The 15,418-nt window shown below is 73.7% G+C and carries 14 protein-coding genes; 10 read left to right on the plus strand and 4 right to left on the minus strand.

Annotation, left to right across the window (positions count from 1 at the left end; genetic code table 11):
• The first annotated feature begins 229 nt into the window (after positions 1–229).
• The 4 genes from fbaA (at position 230) to AC07A6_RS13645 (ending at position 5,165) form a co-directional block, all read left to right on the plus strand.
• The gene (gene fbaA, locus AC07A6_RS13630; protein ID WP_007265022.1) at positions 230–1,252 is read left to right on the plus strand and encodes a class II fructose-bisphosphate aldolase; all 1,023 of its coding nucleotides are present in this window, start codon (positions 230–232) and stop codon (positions 1,250–1,252) included.
• 266 nt (positions 1,253–1,518) lie between these two features.
• The gene (locus AC07A6_RS13635; RefSeq protein ID WP_362458795.1) at positions 1,519–2,184 is read left to right on the plus strand and encodes a ScbR family autoregulator-binding transcription factor; all 666 of its coding nucleotides are present in this window, start codon (positions 1,519–1,521) and stop codon (positions 2,182–2,184) included.
• A gap of 101 nt (positions 2,185–2,285) precedes the next feature.
• Complete coding sequence (locus tag AC07A6_RS13640; protein ID WP_386274724.1) at positions 2,286–3,101, plus strand: AfsR/SARP family transcriptional regulator; 816 nt, start codon at positions 2,286–2,288, stop codon at positions 3,099–3,101.
• 132 nt (positions 3,102–3,233) lie between these two features.
• Positions 3,234–5,165, plus strand: a complete 1,932-nt coding sequence (locus AC07A6_RS13645) for a helix-turn-helix domain-containing protein (RefSeq protein ID WP_478777194.1) — start codon at positions 3,234–3,236, stop codon at positions 5,163–5,165.
• Between the two features lie 19 nt (positions 5,166–5,184).
• Here the strand turns inward: AC07A6_RS13645 and AC07A6_RS13650 are convergent, their stop codons facing one another.
• Positions 5,185–6,414 (minus strand): IS701 family transposase, encoded by a 1,230-nt coding sequence (locus tag AC07A6_RS13650; RefSeq protein WP_478777195.1) that lies wholly within the window; start codon positions 6,412–6,414, stop codon positions 5,185–5,187.
• A gap of 277 nt (positions 6,415–6,691) precedes the next feature.
• On the opposite strand from AC07A6_RS13650, the gene AC07A6_RS13655 reads away from it, so the two are divergent.
• From AC07A6_RS13655 to AC07A6_RS13675, 5 genes are all read left to right on the plus strand, one after another.
• Positions 6,692–7,786, plus strand: coding sequence for a CE1758 family FMN-dependent luciferase-like monooxygenase (locus tag AC07A6_RS13655; RefSeq protein WP_386274726.1), 1,095 nt, complete (start codon positions 6,692–6,694; stop codon positions 7,784–7,786).
• Between the two features lie 4 nt (positions 7,787–7,790).
• Positions 7,791–8,204, plus strand: coding sequence for a DUF3151 domain-containing protein (locus AC07A6_RS13660; RefSeq protein WP_362458808.1), 414 nt, complete (start codon positions 7,791–7,793; stop codon positions 8,202–8,204).
• 129 nt (positions 8,205–8,333) lie between these two features.
• The gene (locus AC07A6_RS13665; protein WP_478777196.1) at positions 8,334–9,182 is read left to right on the plus strand and encodes a tryptophan 2,3-dioxygenase family protein; all 849 of its coding nucleotides are present in this window, start codon (positions 8,334–8,336) and stop codon (positions 9,180–9,182) included.
• Positions 9,175–10,404, plus strand: coding sequence for a kynureninase (gene kynU, locus AC07A6_RS13670; protein ID WP_478777197.1), 1,230 nt, complete (start codon positions 9,175–9,177; stop codon positions 10,402–10,404). The genes AC07A6_RS13665 and kynU overlap by 8 nt, the downstream gene beginning before the upstream one ends.
• Before the next feature lie 171 nt (positions 10,405–10,575).
• Positions 10,576–11,451 carry an alpha/beta hydrolase family protein gene (locus tag AC07A6_RS13675; RefSeq protein WP_478777198.1) on the plus strand — a complete coding sequence of 292 codons (876 nt, stop codon included), beginning with the start codon at positions 10,576–10,578 and terminating at the stop codon, positions 11,449–11,451.
• 38 nt (positions 11,452–11,489) lie between these two features.
• Here the strand turns inward: AC07A6_RS13675 and AC07A6_RS13680 are convergent, their stop codons facing one another.
• Positions 11,490–12,167: a macro domain-containing protein gene (locus AC07A6_RS13680; protein ID WP_478777199.1), complete on the minus strand. Its 678-nt coding sequence runs from the start codon at positions 12,165–12,167 to the stop codon at positions 11,490–11,492.
• Between the two features lie 169 nt (positions 12,168–12,336).
• On the opposite strand from AC07A6_RS13680, the gene AC07A6_RS13685 reads away from it, so the two are divergent.
• Positions 12,337–13,968, plus strand: a complete 1,632-nt coding sequence (locus tag AC07A6_RS13685) for an ADP-ribosyltransferase domain-containing protein (RefSeq protein WP_478777200.1) — start codon at positions 12,337–12,339, stop codon at positions 13,966–13,968.
• A gap of 21 nt (positions 13,969–13,989) precedes the next feature.
• Here the strand turns inward: AC07A6_RS13685 and AC07A6_RS13690 are convergent, their stop codons facing one another.
• Positions 13,990–14,484, minus strand: coding sequence for a carboxymuconolactone decarboxylase family protein (locus AC07A6_RS13690; protein WP_385762865.1), 495 nt, complete (start codon positions 14,482–14,484; stop codon positions 13,990–13,992).
• An 82-nt stretch (positions 14,485–14,566) separates the two neighbouring features.
• Positions 14,567–15,196 (minus strand): DUF6879 family protein, encoded by a 630-nt coding sequence (locus AC07A6_RS13695; protein WP_386274732.1) that lies wholly within the window; start codon positions 15,194–15,196, stop codon positions 14,567–14,569.
• Positions 15,197–15,418: the final 222 nt, after the last annotated feature.

The following is a 15,418-nucleotide window of genomic DNA, read 5'->3' on the forward strand; positions in this document are numbered from 1 at the left end:
ACGCCCCCCCCCCCCCCCCCCCCCCCCCTCCCCCCCCCCCCCCCCCCCCCCCCCCCCCTCCCCGCCCCCCCCCCCCCCCCCCCCCCCCCCCCCCCCGCTTCGGTGACCGGGGGGTGACAGGCGGGGTGGAGTGTTGCGCCGAGTCTGGAAAGATAGGCGCGACGGCGACGTCGCCCCCAGGTCAGGGCCCGCAATAAGCACACTCCCCGCACATCCAAGGAGCGGACAGATGCCCATCGCAACCCCCGAGGTCTACAACGAGATGCTCGACCGGGCGAAGGCAGGCAAGTTCGCCTACCCGGCCATCAACGTCACCTCGACCCAGACCCTGCACGCCGCGCTGCGCGGCTTCGCGGAGGCCGAGAGCGACGGCATCATCCAGATCTCCACCGGTGGTGCCGAGTTCCTGGGCGGCCAGTACAGCAAGGACATGGTGACCGGCGCGGTCGCCCTGGCCGAGTTCGCGCACGTCGTCGCCGCCAAGTACGACGTCACGGTCGCGCTGCACACGGACCACTGCCCCAAGGACAAGCTGGACGGCTACGTGCGTCCGCTCCTGGAGGTGTCCGCCGAGCGCGTCGCCCGCGGCCTGAACCCCCTCTTCCAGTCGCACATGTGGGACGGCTCCGCCGAGACCCTGGCCGACAACCTGGCCATCGGCCAGGAGCTGCTCGCCAAGGCCGCCGCCGCGAAGATCATCCTTGAGGTCGAGATCACCCCGACCGGCGGCGAGGAGGACGGCGTCAGCCACGAGATCAACGACGAGCTGTACACCACCGTCGAGGACGCGATCCGCACCGCCGAGGCCCTGGGCCTGGGTGAGAAGGGCCGCTACCTGCTCGCCGCCTCCTTCGGCAACGTGCACGGCGTCTACAAGCCGGGCAACGTCGTCCTGCGCCCCGAGCTGCTCAAGGACCTGCAGGCCGGTGTCGCCGAGAAGTTCGGCAAGGCCTCGCCGTTCGACTTCGTCTTCCACGGCGGTTCGGGCTCCACGCCCGAGGAGATCGCCACCGCGCTGGAGAACGGCGTCGTGAAGATGAACCTCGACACCGACACCCAGTACGCCTTCACCCGCCCGGTCGCGGACCACATGTTCCGCAACTACGACGGCGTCCTGAAGGTCGACGGCGAGGTCGGCAAGAAGTCCACCTACGACCCGCGCACCTGGGGCAAGCTGGCCGAGGCGAGCATGGCCAAGCGCGTCACGCAGGCCTGCGCCGACCTGCGTTCCACGGGCACCAAGCTGAAGTAGGCACCGAGGACCCGGAAGGGTCCGCCGGGACCTGAGAGAGGGGTCCGCCGGTCCGTCACGGGCCGGTGGGCCCCTCTTTGCGTGCGGGGTGGTGGATTCGGGGGGAATTCGCCCGAGGTGACATACGCCGGTGGACGCGCGGCGGCGCGATGGTGTGGAATCTACTACCCAGAGAAACGTACCCGTGGGGATGTAAAACCGGCGGGCCAGGAGAGGCGACGCCAGCGATGAGGACAGAGCGACCCCAGGTCAAGCAGGAGAGGGCCGTGCGCACGCGCCGGGCGATCCTGGAAGCGGCCGCGCTGGTCTTCGAGGAGCACGGCTACGACACGGCCAAGCTCTCGGACATCGTCAACATCGCCAACGTCACCAAGGGCGCGCTGTACTTCCACTTCGAGTCCAAGGAGGGCCTGGCCCAGGCCGTCATCGACGCCCAGAACGAGGCCCAGCCGCAGATGCTGCCGCAGCAGTACAAGGCGCAGGAGTTCGTGGACATCGGCATGGTCTTCTCGCACCAGATGCGGCACGACGCCCTGATGCGGGCCAGCACCCGCCTCACGCTGGACCACGCGGGCCGGGGCCTCGACCGGGTGACCCCGTACCAGACCTGGATCGAGCTGCACGTCCCGCTGCTGGAAGAGGCCCAGCGGCGCGGGGAGCTGCTGCCGAACGTGGACCCGCGGGTGCCGGCGCGCCTGATCGTCGGCGCGTACGCGGGTCTGAACACCATGTCGTACACGCTCGGGCTGGACATGGACGTCCAGGTCTCGGAGCTCTACACGCACGTGATGCCCAGCGTGGTGGTCCCGGCCGTGGCGATCCGGCTGGACACCGCCCCCGGCCGGGGTGCGCGTGCGCTGTACGGACCGAGGGGCACGCACGAGTGCCGGCACGGCTGCGCGGGCGGGGTGCCGCCGGAGGAGGAGGCCTGACCCCCGCCCGGCCCCCGCCCGATCCCCTACCGGCCCCGCCCTCTTCCCAAAAAGATCCTCCTGGGTATTATTTTTCCGCTGGCCTGCCCAGGGAGATCACTGTGGACATTGAGGTACTCGGCACACCGCGGGTCATCGAGAACGGCGTGCCCATCACCGCCCCCACGCCGGAGTCCCGGCACGTCCTGGCGGTCCTCGCCGCCTGTCCCGACCGGGTCGTCCCCGTTTCCGTGCTCGCGGACGAGCTGGTCCGCCGCGTCCCGCCCGAGCACGCCCACGCCGCCCTGCACACCGCCGTACGCCGGCTGCGCGAGCGGTTCGCGGAGGCCTTGGGGGCCGGCTCGGTACGAACTCCCGAAGCCGTGCTCTCCACCCGGCCCGGCGGGTATCTTCTCGACACCGCGGGCGGGCGCTGCGACGTCCGCGATTTCGAACGCGAGGCCGGCGCCGGATACCGGGCCATGGAACGGGGCGACCACGGGCAGGCCGCCGCGCGGCTCCGCCGGGCACTGGACCTGTGGACCGGCCCCGCCCTGGACGGCATCGACGCCGGGACCTGGCTCCGCGGCCGCATCGCCTGCCTCGACGCCGACCGGGTCTCCGTGCTCGGCCAGTGGACCGAGGCGGAACTCGCCCTCGGACGCCACCGCGAGCTGCGCCTCGCGCTCGCGGTCCTGCGCGGCTCCGGAGCCGGCCGCCCCGGCGGCGCCTACCTGGCGGCGCTGCGCCGGGCCGAGGCCCGCGTCGAGACCGCCCGCAGGACCCGCCGGGCCCCCGGCCCGCCCCTGACCGGCCCCCCGCCCCTCACCGGCGCCTCCCTGACCGGCCCGTCCTTGACCGGCCCGTCCTTGACCGGCGCCTCCCTGACCGGGGCCTCGCTGACCGGCCCGTCCCTGACCGGGGCCGCCCGCGGCTGACCCGGGGCCCGCGCCCGCGCCCGCGCCCGCGTCCGCGCCCACGTCCGGCCCCTGCTTGACCCCTCGCCCGGCGGAACCTAGGTTCGGGACCGGGGACGTAAAGCAGCTGGTCGGGGTGGGGGGAGCGGCGGTATGCGACGCGGGGACGGGGGCGGCCCACTGGCCGTACTGGAGCTGCTCGCGCAGGACGCCCCGCAGAGCCATTACGAGACGCTGCTCGCCGAGGCCCGCGCCGCGGGCGCCGGAGAAGCCGAACTGGCCGACCTCGCCCGGGCCGTGGACCTGGCCGGCTCGGTGCGGGCCCGTGCGAGCAGCGGCAAACAGCGCGAGGCCGCCCTCACCGCCCTCGTCGACACCGCCCACGACCTGACCTCCCCGTACGACATCGACGGCCTGCTGCGCCTGATCACCCGCCGGGCCAGACGCCTCCTCGGCTTCGACATGGCCTGGCTGTCGCTGAGCCGCCCGGACGGATCGGCGTACGTGCGCACCTCGGAGGGCGAGACCACCGCCCTCAACGTGGGCCTCGAACTCGGCACCGGCCGGGGCCTCGGCAGCATCGCCCAGGCCCGCCGCTCACCGGTGTGGACCCCCGACTACCTCGCCGACAGCTCCATCGCGCACGCCCCCGGCATCGACGCCGTGGTCGAGGCGGAGGGGCTGCACGCGATCATCGCGGTCCCGCTGCGGCGCGGGAACTCCACCCTCGGCGCGCTCTACGGATCCGACCGCGCCGTACGGGAGTTCACCCCGGACGAGATCGGCATCATGCTCTCCCTCGCCGACCTGGCCGCCGTCGCCATCGAGAAGGCCCGGCTGCTGGAGCAGACCCGCGACGAGGTCACCGAGCTGGCGGCCTTCGGCTCGCGCACCAACACCGCCCTCACCCGGGTCCGTTACCTGTGGGAGTGCCACGCCCGCCTCGCCGGTCTGGTCCTGGACGGGGCCGGCCTCGCCACCCTGGCCCGGGCCACCGCCGACGCGCTGGACGGCGTGCTCCAGGTACGGGACCCGGGCGGGCGGCCGCTGACCGCGACCGGGGAACTGCCCGGGCTGGACGAGGACGCGGTGACCAAGGGCTCCCTCCAGGCGCTCACCGACCGGCGCCCGGTGCGCCTGCCCGGGGACCTGTGGCTCGCCCCCGTACTGGCGGGCGCCGAGGACCTCGGGGTGCTGCTGCTGAGCGCCTCCGAACCCCTCGCCGAGGAGGACGTACGGCTGCTCCAGCTGGCCGCCCAGTCCGTGGCCTCCCTGATGCTGATCCAGCGCGGCACGGTCGCCGCCGAGGGCCCGGTGCACGACGAACTCCTCGCCGACCTGCTGGACCGTCCGCACTCCGTCGACCTGCACCTGCTGGAACGCACCCGCCGCCTCGGCATCGACCTGGACGGCCCGCACGTGGTGGTCGTCGCCCGGCCGGAGGGCGGCGAGCTGGGCAGGGCGGTGGCCTGGGCGTCCTCGTACGCGTACCGGATGGGTGGGCTCAAGGGCGTCCGCCGCGGCTGCATCGTCCTGGTCCTGCCCGGCACCGACGCCTCCGCCGCCGCGCACCGGGTCTCCGGCGAGCTGTCGCCGCTGCTGGGCCACGCCGTGTCCACCGGCGCCGCGGGCCCCACCGGGAGCCCGGGCGAGGTGGCCCGCGTCTACGCCGAGGCCGTGCGCTGCCTGGACGCGCTGACCGCGCTCGACGGGGTGGGCGGCACCGCCTCCCTGCGCGAGCTGGGCTTCCTCGGCATGCTGCTGTCCGCCGACCACGACGTGGAGTCCTTCGTCGCGGCGACCATCGGCCCCGTCCTGGAGTACGACGCGGACCGGCTGACGGAGTTGACCCGCACCCTGGAGGCGTACTTCGCCTCGGGCGGCAGCCCCACCCACGCCGCCGAGGCCCTGCACGTGCACCCCAACACCGTCTCCCGCCGGCTGGACCGCATCGGCGAACTCCTCGGCCCCGACTGGCAGAAGCCCGCCGGGGCGCTGGAGATCCAGATGGCCCTGCGGCTGCGCAAGGCCCGCACCGTCCTGCACGACCGCCGCACCGCCGCCGACCGCTCGGGCGCGGTGTAGCCGGACCCGAGCGGTCGGCCTACGCCGCCGCGCAGTGCTCCGTACCGGTCAGCGCGCGGGCCGCGTGCGCGACCGAGGCCAGCGTGACGTGCCGGTGCCAGCCGGGCAGGGCCCGCCCGGCGAAGTCGCGCAGCCCCGCCTCCCGGCCGCTGTGCTCGGCGGCGAAGGCGACCCGCCGGCCCTGCTTCGTCAGCCGCAGCAGCGGGCCCACGGGCAGCCGCACCAGGTCCGTCACCCACAGCTGGGCCGGAGGACGGCGCGGGTCCGTCCACTCGCCGACCAGCAGCAGGTGGCGGCGGCGGGCCGGGGACGGGTCGGGCATCATCACCCGCACCGCGACCGCCAGGGTGCTGCGGTGGCGGCCGCCCGGGAGCGCCGGGTCCGGGTCGGTCCACTCCACCGGGGTGCACAGCCCCTTCACCGACTGCAGGACCTCCCGCGCGGGCCGCGCCCCGGCGCCGTGGCCGGGCAGGGCGGGGTCGGTGACGAGCAGCGGCGTCGACGGCGCGACGCGGGCTATGACGGGCAGCCCGGCCTCGGCGAAGCGGTTCATCGTGGACCGGGTGCCGATCCGCTGGATGTCCAGCACCACCGGCCGCCGGTTGCCGCTGCGCTGCACCGTCCCGATGACGGCGTCCGCCGCGGACTCCTCGTACGCGGCCTGCGCGTCGGCGGCGTCGAAGGCGCCGGGTGCGCCGGGCGCGCCGGGTGCGCCGGGGGCGTCGTCCTCCGGCAGGTGCATCCGCCACCCGACCGGAGTGACCAGCCCCGCCGAGGCGAACCAGGTCCCGAAGGCCTGCTGCCCCCGGAACATCTGCCCCTGGTGCGGGTCGAAGCGGTGCGCCACCCCCACCGAGTGCTCCCCGCCCTTCGGGATGGCCATCGGCTGCGCGACCCATGCGGTCAGCGGGGTGGACGCCTGGAGGAACCCGGCGAGCGAGGCGCGGATCGGCTCCCAGTCCCAGGTGGAGCCGGAGATGAAGTGGTGCATGCTCTGCTCGGCGGCCCCGCCCCCGACCTGCCCCGCGATGCCCCGCATCGACTTGCGGCCGGGCAGTGCGAGCAGCCCCTGCACGTACTGCCGGCCCTTCTCCCGCTGGTCCTTGCGGCGCAGCGAGGACAGGACGGCGGAGCACAGGTCGTCGGCCGCCTCCCGGACCGGTTCCCGCACCTCCCGGGCCGGTTCCCGCCGGACCGGCGCCACCGTGGCCGTACCGGTGCCCCCGCTGATGCTGTTGATGCTGCTCATGACCGCTTTCACGACATGCCCCCTCGGCGTGCGTCCACTGCACCTCTACCGTCGGCCGAGCACCCCTCTTCCGGGGAGGTGTGCCGGTCACCGCACTCGGCCGGATCGTGGTGGGGGCGCCACCACCCCGGGCGACTTGACGGACTGCCCGGGCGGACCTGGCCGGACCGCCGCGAATCGGGCACGGTCTGCTGGCGGGGCCGCGAGCCGCGGTGCCGGGGCCTGCCCCCCGGCGCCGCTCCCCGCGCGGCGGCGGTGTCGACACGGGAGGGGCGCGGTGCAGTTCGGCGTCTTCTCGATCGGCGAGGTCGTGCCCGACCCGTCGACCGGCCGGACGCCGGCCGAGCACGAGCGGATCCTGGCCATGACCGCGCTCGCCCTGCGGGCGGAGGACGCCGGGCTCGACGTCTTCGCCACCGGCGAGCACCACAGCCCGCCCTACGTGACCTCCTCGCCGCCCGTCCTGCTCGGCTACCTCGCCGCGCGCACCCGGCGGCTGATCCTGTCCACCGCCACCACCCTGGTCACCACCAACGACCCGGTCCGCGTCGCGGAGGAGTACGCGCTGCTCCAGCACCTGGCGGGCGGGCGCCTCGACCTGATCACGGGCCGGGGCAACACCCCGAACTGCTACCCGTGGTTCGGCCAGGACCTGCGCCAGGGCCCCGCGCTGGCCCGGGAGAACTACGCCCTGCTGCACCGCCTGTGGCGGGAGGAGGACGTCGACTGGCAGGGCCGCTTCCGGGCCCGCCTCGACGGCTTCACCTCCGTTCCCCGCCCGCTGGACGGCGTACCGCCCTTCGTGTGGCACGGCTCGGTGCGCTCGCCGGAGACCGCGGAGCAGGCCGCGTACTACGGCGACGGCTTCTTCGCGGACAACCTCTTCGGGCCGGTCGACCAGTACGCCCGCCTGGTGGAGCTGTACCGCGCCCGGTACGAGGAGCACGGCCACGGCACCGCCGAGCAGGCGGTCGTCGGCCTCGGCGGGCAGGTCTTCGTACGGGCGCGCTCGCAGGACGCGGTGCGCGAGTTCCGCCCGTACTTCGACCGGTCCCGGTTCTACGGCGGGCGCTACTCGCTGGAGGAGTGCCTGGCGCGGACGCCGCTGGCCGTGGGCAGCCCGGACCAGGTGATCGAGAAGGTCCTCGGCTTCCGGGAGGTGTACGGGGACTACCAGCGCCAGCTGTTCGCCGTGGACCACTCCGGGCTGCCGCCGGCCGCGGCCCTGGAGCAGGTCGACGTCCTGGGCGAGCGGATCGTGCCGGTCCTGCGCCGGGAGCTGGCCGCCTCCCGTCCGCCGTCCGTCCCCCCGGGCCCCCGCCACCCGTCGACGGGGCCGGGCGCCGGAAGCCGGCCGCGTCGGCCAGACTGAGGCCATGTCGATTCACCAGAACCTGCTCGGGGGCCCCGCCCCCACCCACCTGCCCGACGAGCCCGCACCCCGCGAGGCCCTCGCCGCCGGCACCGACCCGGCCGAGGTGGCCGCCGCGCACCCCACCTCCTCCCTCGCCTGGGCCGCCCTCGCCGACCGGGCCTTCGAGGCCGGCCACACGGTCGAGTCGTACGCGTACGCCCGTACGGGCTACCACCGCGGCCTCGACGCGCTGCGCCGCGCCGGCTGGAAGGGCCACGGCCCGGTGCCGTGGGAGCACGAGCCGAACCGCGGCTTCCTGCGCGCCCTGCACGCCCTGGCGCGGGCCGCCGGGGCCATCGGGGAGAAGGAGGAGTACGAGCGCTGCTCGACCTTCCTGCGCGATTCCTCGCAGACGGCGGCGGACACGCTCGCATAACGCTCTCCAGGAGCGCCCTAGAGGGCTTCCGGATCCCCTGCTTATGATGCGGAGCAGGGGACCGGGGCTCCACTTACCTCATCGGAAGGAGCGGACCGCTACCCGGAAGCACGTGTCGAGGAGACAGAAATGTCGCACGCCCTTGATGCCTCCGGAGCCGGTTCGGACACCCCGAACCTCGACTTCGCCGGCACGACTCCGTACGAGGACTACGTCCAGGCGGACGTCCTCACCCACCTCCAGCACCCGCGCTCGGACGACCCCGGCGAGATGGTGTTCCTGGTGACCACCCAGGTCATGGAACTGTGGTTCACGGTCATCGTCCACGAGTGGGAGACCGCCGCCCGCGCCCTGCGCGAGGACCAGGTCCCGGTCGCGATGGACGCGCTGAAACGATCCCTCCGCGAGCTGGAGGCCCTGAACGCCTCCTGGCGGCCGCTGGCCCAGCTCACCCCCGGCCAGTTCAACTCCTACCGCGCCGCCCTCGGCGAGGGTTCCGGTTTCCAGTCGGCGATGTACCGCCGCATGGAGTTCCTGCTGGGCGAGAAGTCCGCGTCGATGCTGGTCCCCCACCGGGGCGCGCCGCGGGTCCACGCCGAGCTGGAGAAGGCCCTCCACGAGCCCAGCGTGTACGACGAGACGCTGCGCCTGCTGGCCCGCCGCGGCCTTCCGGTTCCCCAGTCGGTCCTGGACCGGGACCTCGCTCTGCGGTACGAGCCCTCCGCCGAGGTCGAGGCCGTCTGGACGGCCCTGTACGCGGACCCGTCCGGCACGCACGCCGACCTGCACCGCCTCGGCGAGGTGCTCACGGACGTCGCCGAGCTGGTCTGGCGCTGGCGCAACGACCACCTGGTCGCGACGCGCCGGGCGATGGGCGCGAAGACGGGCACGGGCGGCTCGGCCGGGGTGACCTGGCTGGAGAAGCGCGCCACGAAGAACGTCTTCCCCGAGCTCTGGACGGCCCGCAGCCATGTCTGACGCCGCCGTGAACCAGATAGCCATACCGAACCCGGTACCGGAGCTCCAGGAGCGGGCCGCGCGCCTCGACGCCGAGGACGGCCTCGGCAAGCTCCGCGAGCGCTTCACCCTGCCCGACGGGGTCGTCTACCTCGACGGGAACTCCCTCGGCGCGCTGCCGGCCGGGGTCCCCGGCGCGGTGGCCGACGTCGTGCACCGCCAGTGGGGCGAGCTCCTCATCCGCTCCTGGGACGAGAGCGGCTGGTGGACCGCCCCGCAGCGGATCGGCGACCGCATCGCCCCGCTGATCGGCGCCGCCGCCGGCCAGGTGACCGTGGGCGACTCCACCAGCGTCAACCTCTTCAAGGCCCTCGTCGGTGCCGCCCGCCTGGCGGCGCCCGGCCGGACCCGGATGCTGGTCGATGCCACCACCTTCCCGACGGACGGCTACATCGCCGCGTCCGCCGCCCGGATGACCGGCCTCGAACTCGTCCCGGTCGCCCCCTCCGACGCGGCCGGCGCCCTCGGCGAGGACACCGCGGTGGTGCTGCTCAACCACGTCGACTACCGCACCGGCCGGCTGCACGACCTGCCCGGCCTCACCGCGGCCGCGCACGCCGCGGGCGCGCTGATCGTGTGGGACCTGTGCCACAGCGCCGGGGCCCTGCCCGTCGGGCTCGACGCGAACGCCGTCGACCTCGCGGTGGGCTGCACGTACAAGTACCTCAACGGCGGCCCCGGTGCCCCGGCCTACATCTACGTGGCCGAGCGGCACCAGGGCGCCTTCGACTCCCCGCTGCCCGGCTGGAACGGCCACGCGGAGCCCTTCGCGATGACCCCGGACTACGTCCCCGCCGAGGGACCGGCCCGGATGCGCGTCGGGACCCCGGACATCCTGTCGATGCTGGCCCTGGAATCGGCCCTCGACGCCTGGGAGGGCGTGGACGTCGAGGCCGTGCGCGCGAAGTCGCTCGCGCTGACGGACTTCTTCCTCGAATGCGTGGCCGCGTACGTGCCCGACGGCAAGGTGGAGCCGGTCACCCCGGCCGAGCACGGCCGGCGCGGCAGCCAGGTCTCGCTGCGGGCCGAGGGGGCTCGCGAGGTGATGGCGGAGCTCATCTCCAGGGGGGTCGTCGGCGACTTCCGCGCGCCCGACGTCCTGAGGTTCGGGTTCACCCCGCTCTACGTCGGTTTCGCCGACGTGGAGCGCGCGGCGCGCACACTGGGTCACATTTTCGGGTGACGCGGTAGCGAAACGTCACACCAGGGGGCGGGCGGGGCTACGGCTCCGCCCGCCTCCGTGCGCGCCCGTTCCGGCGGCCGGCGGCGCGTGTCGGCCTGGTACGGTCCCGCTCAGTCGGAACACCGGAACACCTGTCCCCCCTGTCCCACGCGTTACCGAGAGGTTGAGCCGATGACGGACCCCGCAGTCGAACGGGACGCCGCCGAGGCCGCCTCGGCCTTCGCCCACCCCCCGGTCGGGCCCGATGTGAGCGCCGCGTACGGGGACCACCCCGACCAGGTCATCGACTTCTACGCCCCGCGCGGGGAGCCCACGGGCTCCGCCCCGCTGGTCGTGGTCCTGCACGGCGGTGCCTGGCGGGCCCCCTACGACCGGCAGCACGTCACCCCCTTCGTGGACCTGCTGGCCCGGCGCGGCTTCGCCGTCGCCAACGTCGAGTACCGGCGCGGCGGTTCCCTGCCCCGCCAGGGCGGCGACGGGCCGGTGGCCGGGCGCTGGCCCGAGACCTTCGACGACGTGGCCGCCGCCATGGACGCCCTGCCCGCCCTGGCCGCGGCCGCCCTGCCCGCCGCCGACTTCCGCCGGACCGTGGTGACCGGCCACTCGGCGGGCGGACAGCTCGCGCTGTGGGCGGCGGCGCGGCACGTGCTCCCCGCCGGCTCCCCCTGGCGGCTGCCCGCCCCGCCGCCGCTGCGCGGGGTGGTGGCACTGGCCCCGATCGCGGACTTCGCGGTGGCGGAGGAACTCGGCGTCTGCGGCGGCGCGTCGGCGCAGCTGCTGGGCGGGCCCGAGCACTGGGAGGCCCGGCTGCCCTTCGTCGACCCGGCGGCGCTGCTCCCGACGGGCATCGCCACCACCGTGGTGCACGGCCGCGAGGACATCGTGGTCCCGCCCGCGGTGGCGGAGTCGTACGTGGCCGCGGCGGCGAAGGCGGGCGAGATGGTCGGCCTGACCCTGGTCGAGGGCGTCGGCCACTTCCCCCTGATCGACCCGGCCGCCGACGCCTGCGCGGTGGTCGCGGAGGAGATCTCCCAACTCGCCTGGTAGGCCCCCCGAAGTCGAGGAACGGGCAGTCGAGGAGCGGGTCAGCGCCGGGCCGCGGCCCGCTTCGGCGGGGTGATGCGGACCCGCTTCCCGGCGGGGGTGTTCTCTATGTCGTCGAGCTGCGCGGTGATCGTGGCGCGCAGGTCGTCGTAGTCCTCGAAGCGGTGGTCGTTGAAGAGGGTGTGGCCGGTCCACATCAGGTTCGCGCAGACCCGCGCCGGCACCCGGCCGGTCCGGGCGCCCATGCCGACCAGCGCCACCGAGCGGATGCTGCCGGGCTTCAGCTCGTTCTGCCGGTGCACCGCCTGGAAGGCGGCCGCGCAGGCCAGGGCCACGTTCAGCGTCTGGCTGACGTTCTGCGAGGACGACTCCATCGTCGGCGTCGAGATCAGGAAGCGCGGGGTGACGGCCCCGGACGGCACGCACACCGCGCTGCCCACCGGGAGGCTGCCGGCGAACCCGTCGCGTATCGCCCGCTGCACGCGCAGCTGGATGCCCGCCCCCAGGAAGCGCTTGACGGCCGCGTCGACCCCGCCGTCCATCCGGCCGCGGGAGTTGGTCGGGCTGACCCACGCGTCGACGTCCTCGTCGAGGATCGAGCCCCGGCGGATCTCGACCCCGGGGGTGTCGGCGAAGGCGGCCCGCCACGACTCCACCACTTCGGCGTTGACGTCGGTCAGTACGACCCTCAGCGCGGGCTGCACGCGGTCCTCGGTCATCATCCACTCCCATCGTGAATCGGTCTTTCCGACCACTCACCACGCTAGCGGCGGGCACTGACAATCCCCTCCGGTACGCGTGCCGGTGATGGACGGTCAGCGTTGTCAGTGCCCGTTGCTAGCCTGCGGAAAGACTCGAAACCCGGTTCGACATTTCGGAGTTGCCGCCATGCCCGAAACCAATTCCCCGGCCGATCCCGCACAGCCCGACCCCAATGACCCGCTGGCCCTCGCCGAATTGTTCAAGGGCGGCGGCGAACCGTGGTTCCCGCTGCTGAGGCCCGTCATCGAGGCCCAGCCGAACGCCGCCGCGTTCATCGGCGCAGGCCGCAGCCCGGAAGTCGTCCCGGTCCGCGAGCTGACCTTCCAGGCGCTCAAGCCGAATCCGCCGCACAAGTGGAAGGTCGTCGTCTTCGGACAGAACCCCTATCCGCGGCCGGAAAGCGCCACCGGCATAGCGATGTTCGACAACACCTTCCACGACTGGAAGGACAGCCAGTTCGGCCGGGTCGTCAGCATTCGCTGCATCATCAAGGCAGCGGCGATGTGGAAGCACGGAATTCCCAAGAAGACCCCCATCGCCGACATACGCGCGCTCCTCGGGGAGCGGGACACCGTGCAGCCGCCGGAATGGTTCCAGGCGATGCTCACCCAGGGCGTGCTCCTGCTGAACGCCGCGCTCACCGCGAGCAGCGACGGGACCCGGGGCGGCGCCGATCCGCACACCGCCTTCTGGCGGCCGGTCGCCGAACGCATCGTCGAGGAGATCCTCAAGGCCAAGCAGGACGCCGACGAGGAGGACCGCGGGGTCGTCTTCGCCTGGTGGGGCGCCCACGCGCGCAGCCTGAAGAAGGTCGTCCTCGAACTCCAGAAGAAGTACCCCGGCGTCGAGGTCCGGCACATCGACCACGCCAATCCCGCGGCGCAGGGCGACATCTTCTGCGACGGCGACCACTTCGGAGAGGTCAACGACGCGCTCGCGTCCTTGGGCGCCGCCCCCGTCGACTGGCTCCCGGAGAAGGGGTGGAACGAGCGCGCCGAAGAAACCGCGGGGGCGGGCGGCGAGGACGTCGCGGCACGCATGGGCGCCTTCATCGCCTCCACGATGGAGCTGCACCAGCTGTATCTGGAGCGCCTCTCCAGCGTCAAGGACGAGGGCCTCGTCCTCCCCGCCATCACCGGTGTGTTCGACACCCCGCTGATGGACTTCCGCGACGCCGTCGCGCCCGTCGCCGAGCTGCTGTCCGGACTCGGCCGGCACGTCGACCGGTCGTACGAGTTCGGGAAGACGCGGGCGGACGGAGCGGCCGGCGCCCTGTCCGCCGACGCGGTGTCCGCCCTCTACCTCTACACCTGCGAGTCCGCGTTCTACCGGGAGATCAACGCCGTCCTGCGCTCCCCGGACCGCTCCAGGCTCGTCCCGTACCTGCCCTACCTGCGGCTGCTGTTCTCGGCCGTGTCGGGCCTGCCCGCGCGCACCGAGCCGCTGTACCGGGGCGTGGCGCTGGACCTGCGGGCGCAGTACCCGCTGGGCCGCACGGTCACCTGGTGGGGCGTGTCCTCCTGCACGCCGAAGCTCGGTGTCGCGCGGGGGTTCCTCGGCAGCCGCGGCAAGCGGACGCTCTTCGAGGTGGTGCCCGCCCGGGCGGTCGGCATCCGGGACTTCTCCGCGTTCACCGAGGAGGAGGAGTTCATCCTCTCCCCGGGAACGCAGCTGAAGGTCACGGACGTGAGGACCGAGCGCGGCGGACTGTGCACGGTGCGGCTGACCGAGCTGGAGGAGCAGACGCTGGTCTCCTGACCCGGTGCGGGGCGCCGGCCGTCAGTCCCACTGCTGGTCGGCGAGGGAGGCGACCGGCTGGGGCTTGCCGATCACGGCCAGCGCGATGAAGAAGTTGATCTGGCCGATCGCGATGGTGAGGGTGGCCAGCGCCTTCTCGTCGTAGTGCTCCGCGACCTCGGCGTACAGCTCGTCCGGGACGCGCTCCTGGCCGCGCGGGGCGGGCTGGAGGGTGGCCTCCACCAGGGCGAGCGCGGCGCGCTCGGCCGGGGTGAAGTACGGCGCGTCCTGCCAGGAGGAGACGGCGGTGATCCGCTCCTCGGACTCGCCGGCCTTGCGGAGGAAGGCCGTGTTCAGGACGGTCAGGTAGGTGTTGTGCACGATCTGGCCGGCGCGCAGGTGCACCAGGCTGATCGTGGTGCGCGGCACCGAGCGGTTGCCGGTGGCGCGGAAGAGGGCGGCGCTGATGTCGCTCAGCTCGGGCACGAACTCGCCCGGGTTGGGCATCCGGGAGATCGAGGCGGGGGTGTTCGTCATGGCTGCTGCTCTCCTTCGGTCGGTGTCTTCACAGCACTGACCCGGGGGAGGGCACGGATGTGACAGGCCCGGAGAAGTTCTTTCAGGCCGCCGGGGGCGGCGGCAGGTGCGCCACGGAGTGGGTGAAGTAGTTCCGCAGGTCCTCGGCCATCGCGTAGGCCCGCTTCACGTACACCTCCCAGGGCCGGACGATCGCCGGGTCCTCGTACCGGCGGCTGCCCGTGTGGACGCCGGCGGGGGTGTGGAGGACCTCGTACAGGACGCGGCCGTCGACGATCACGATCTCGGGGAGCCGCCCGCCGCCGGCCGCCTCGGCGAAGGAGAACTCCTCGGCGGACAGCACCCGCGTCTGGTGCCCGGCCTCGGCGCGCATGTGGAGCCAGTGCAGCTGCCAGCGCACGTACGGGGACAGCGGCTCCTCCACCACCCGCAGCCGGCGGAAGGGGGAGCCGTTGCGGCCGTCGTCGTCGGCGGCCCGGCGCGCGGTGGTGCGTTCGGCCTCGATCAGCCGGAGCACCTCCCGCCAGTCGCCGCGGCGCAGCGCGTCCCGGGGCGGGTTGCCGGTCTCCTCGAAGTGCTGGAGCCGCTCCAGCTGCCAGGACTCGCCGTTGCGGACCGACGCGCGGCGTTCCCGCAGCTCTTCGGCGTAGGCGTCGGCGTCGAGCGCCTCGCCTCGGGTCGCCGGGAGCGCCGGCGCGCGGAGGTCGTGCATCTGGAATCCCCAGCCCTGGATGACGGTGCCCCGACTGTACCGAACGTGATCCACCGGGCGCGGTACGTGTTCGCGCGGGTCTGCCGAAAACGCCGGAGGGGGGGGGGGGGGGGGGGGGGTCCCCCCCCCCCCGGGGGGGGGGGGGTTTTGAAGGAAGAAAGGATCTTTGTCCCGTTCCTGTGTGCCGGGGCTATAAACCCTCCGGAAAACCCGGGGCCCCCC

This window comes from Streptomyces sp. NPDC044002 (assembly GCF_056434525.1).

What these genes read in the sequence shown, in the direction of transcription:
- AC07A6_RS13695 (WP_386274732.1), bottom strand. Translation starts at nt 15,196, where the DNA reads ATGCACGACCTCCGCGCGCCGGCGCTCCCGGCGACCCGAGGCGAGGCG.
- AC07A6_RS13680 (WP_478777199.1), bottom strand. Translation starts at nt 12,167, where the DNA reads ATGACCGAGGACCGCGTGCAGCCCGCGCTGAGGGTCGTACTGACCGAC.
- AC07A6_RS13650 (WP_478777195.1), bottom strand. Translation starts at nt 6,414, where the DNA reads ATGAGCAGCATCAACAGCATCAGCGGGGGCACCGGTACGGCCACGGTG.
- AC07A6_RS13660 (WP_362458808.1), top strand. Translation starts at nt 7,791, where the DNA reads ATGTCGATTCACCAGAACCTGCTCGGGGGCCCCGCCCCCACCCACCTG.
- AC07A6_RS13690 (WP_385762865.1), bottom strand. Translation starts at nt 14,484, where the DNA reads ATGACGAACACCCCCGCCTCGATCTCCCGGATGCCCAACCCGGGCGAG.
- kynU (WP_478777197.1), top strand. Translation starts at nt 9,175, where the DNA reads ATGTCTGACGCCGCCGTGAACCAGATAGCCATACCGAACCCGGTACCG.
- AC07A6_RS13665 (WP_478777196.1), top strand. Translation starts at nt 8,334, where the DNA reads ATGTCGCACGCCCTTGATGCCTCCGGAGCCGGTTCGGACACCCCGAAC.
- fbaA (WP_007265022.1), top strand. Translation starts at nt 230, where the DNA reads ATGCCCATCGCAACCCCCGAGGTCTACAACGAGATGCTCGACCGGGCG.
- AC07A6_RS13675 (WP_478777198.1), top strand. Translation starts at nt 10,576, where the DNA reads ATGACGGACCCCGCAGTCGAACGGGACGCCGCCGAGGCCGCCTCGGCC.
- AC07A6_RS13685 (WP_478777200.1), top strand. Translation starts at nt 12,337, where the DNA reads ATGCCCGAAACCAATTCCCCGGCCGATCCCGCACAGCCCGACCCCAAT.
- AC07A6_RS13645 (WP_478777194.1), top strand. Translation starts at nt 3,234, where the DNA reads ATGCGACGCGGGGACGGGGGCGGCCCACTGGCCGTACTGGAGCTGCTC.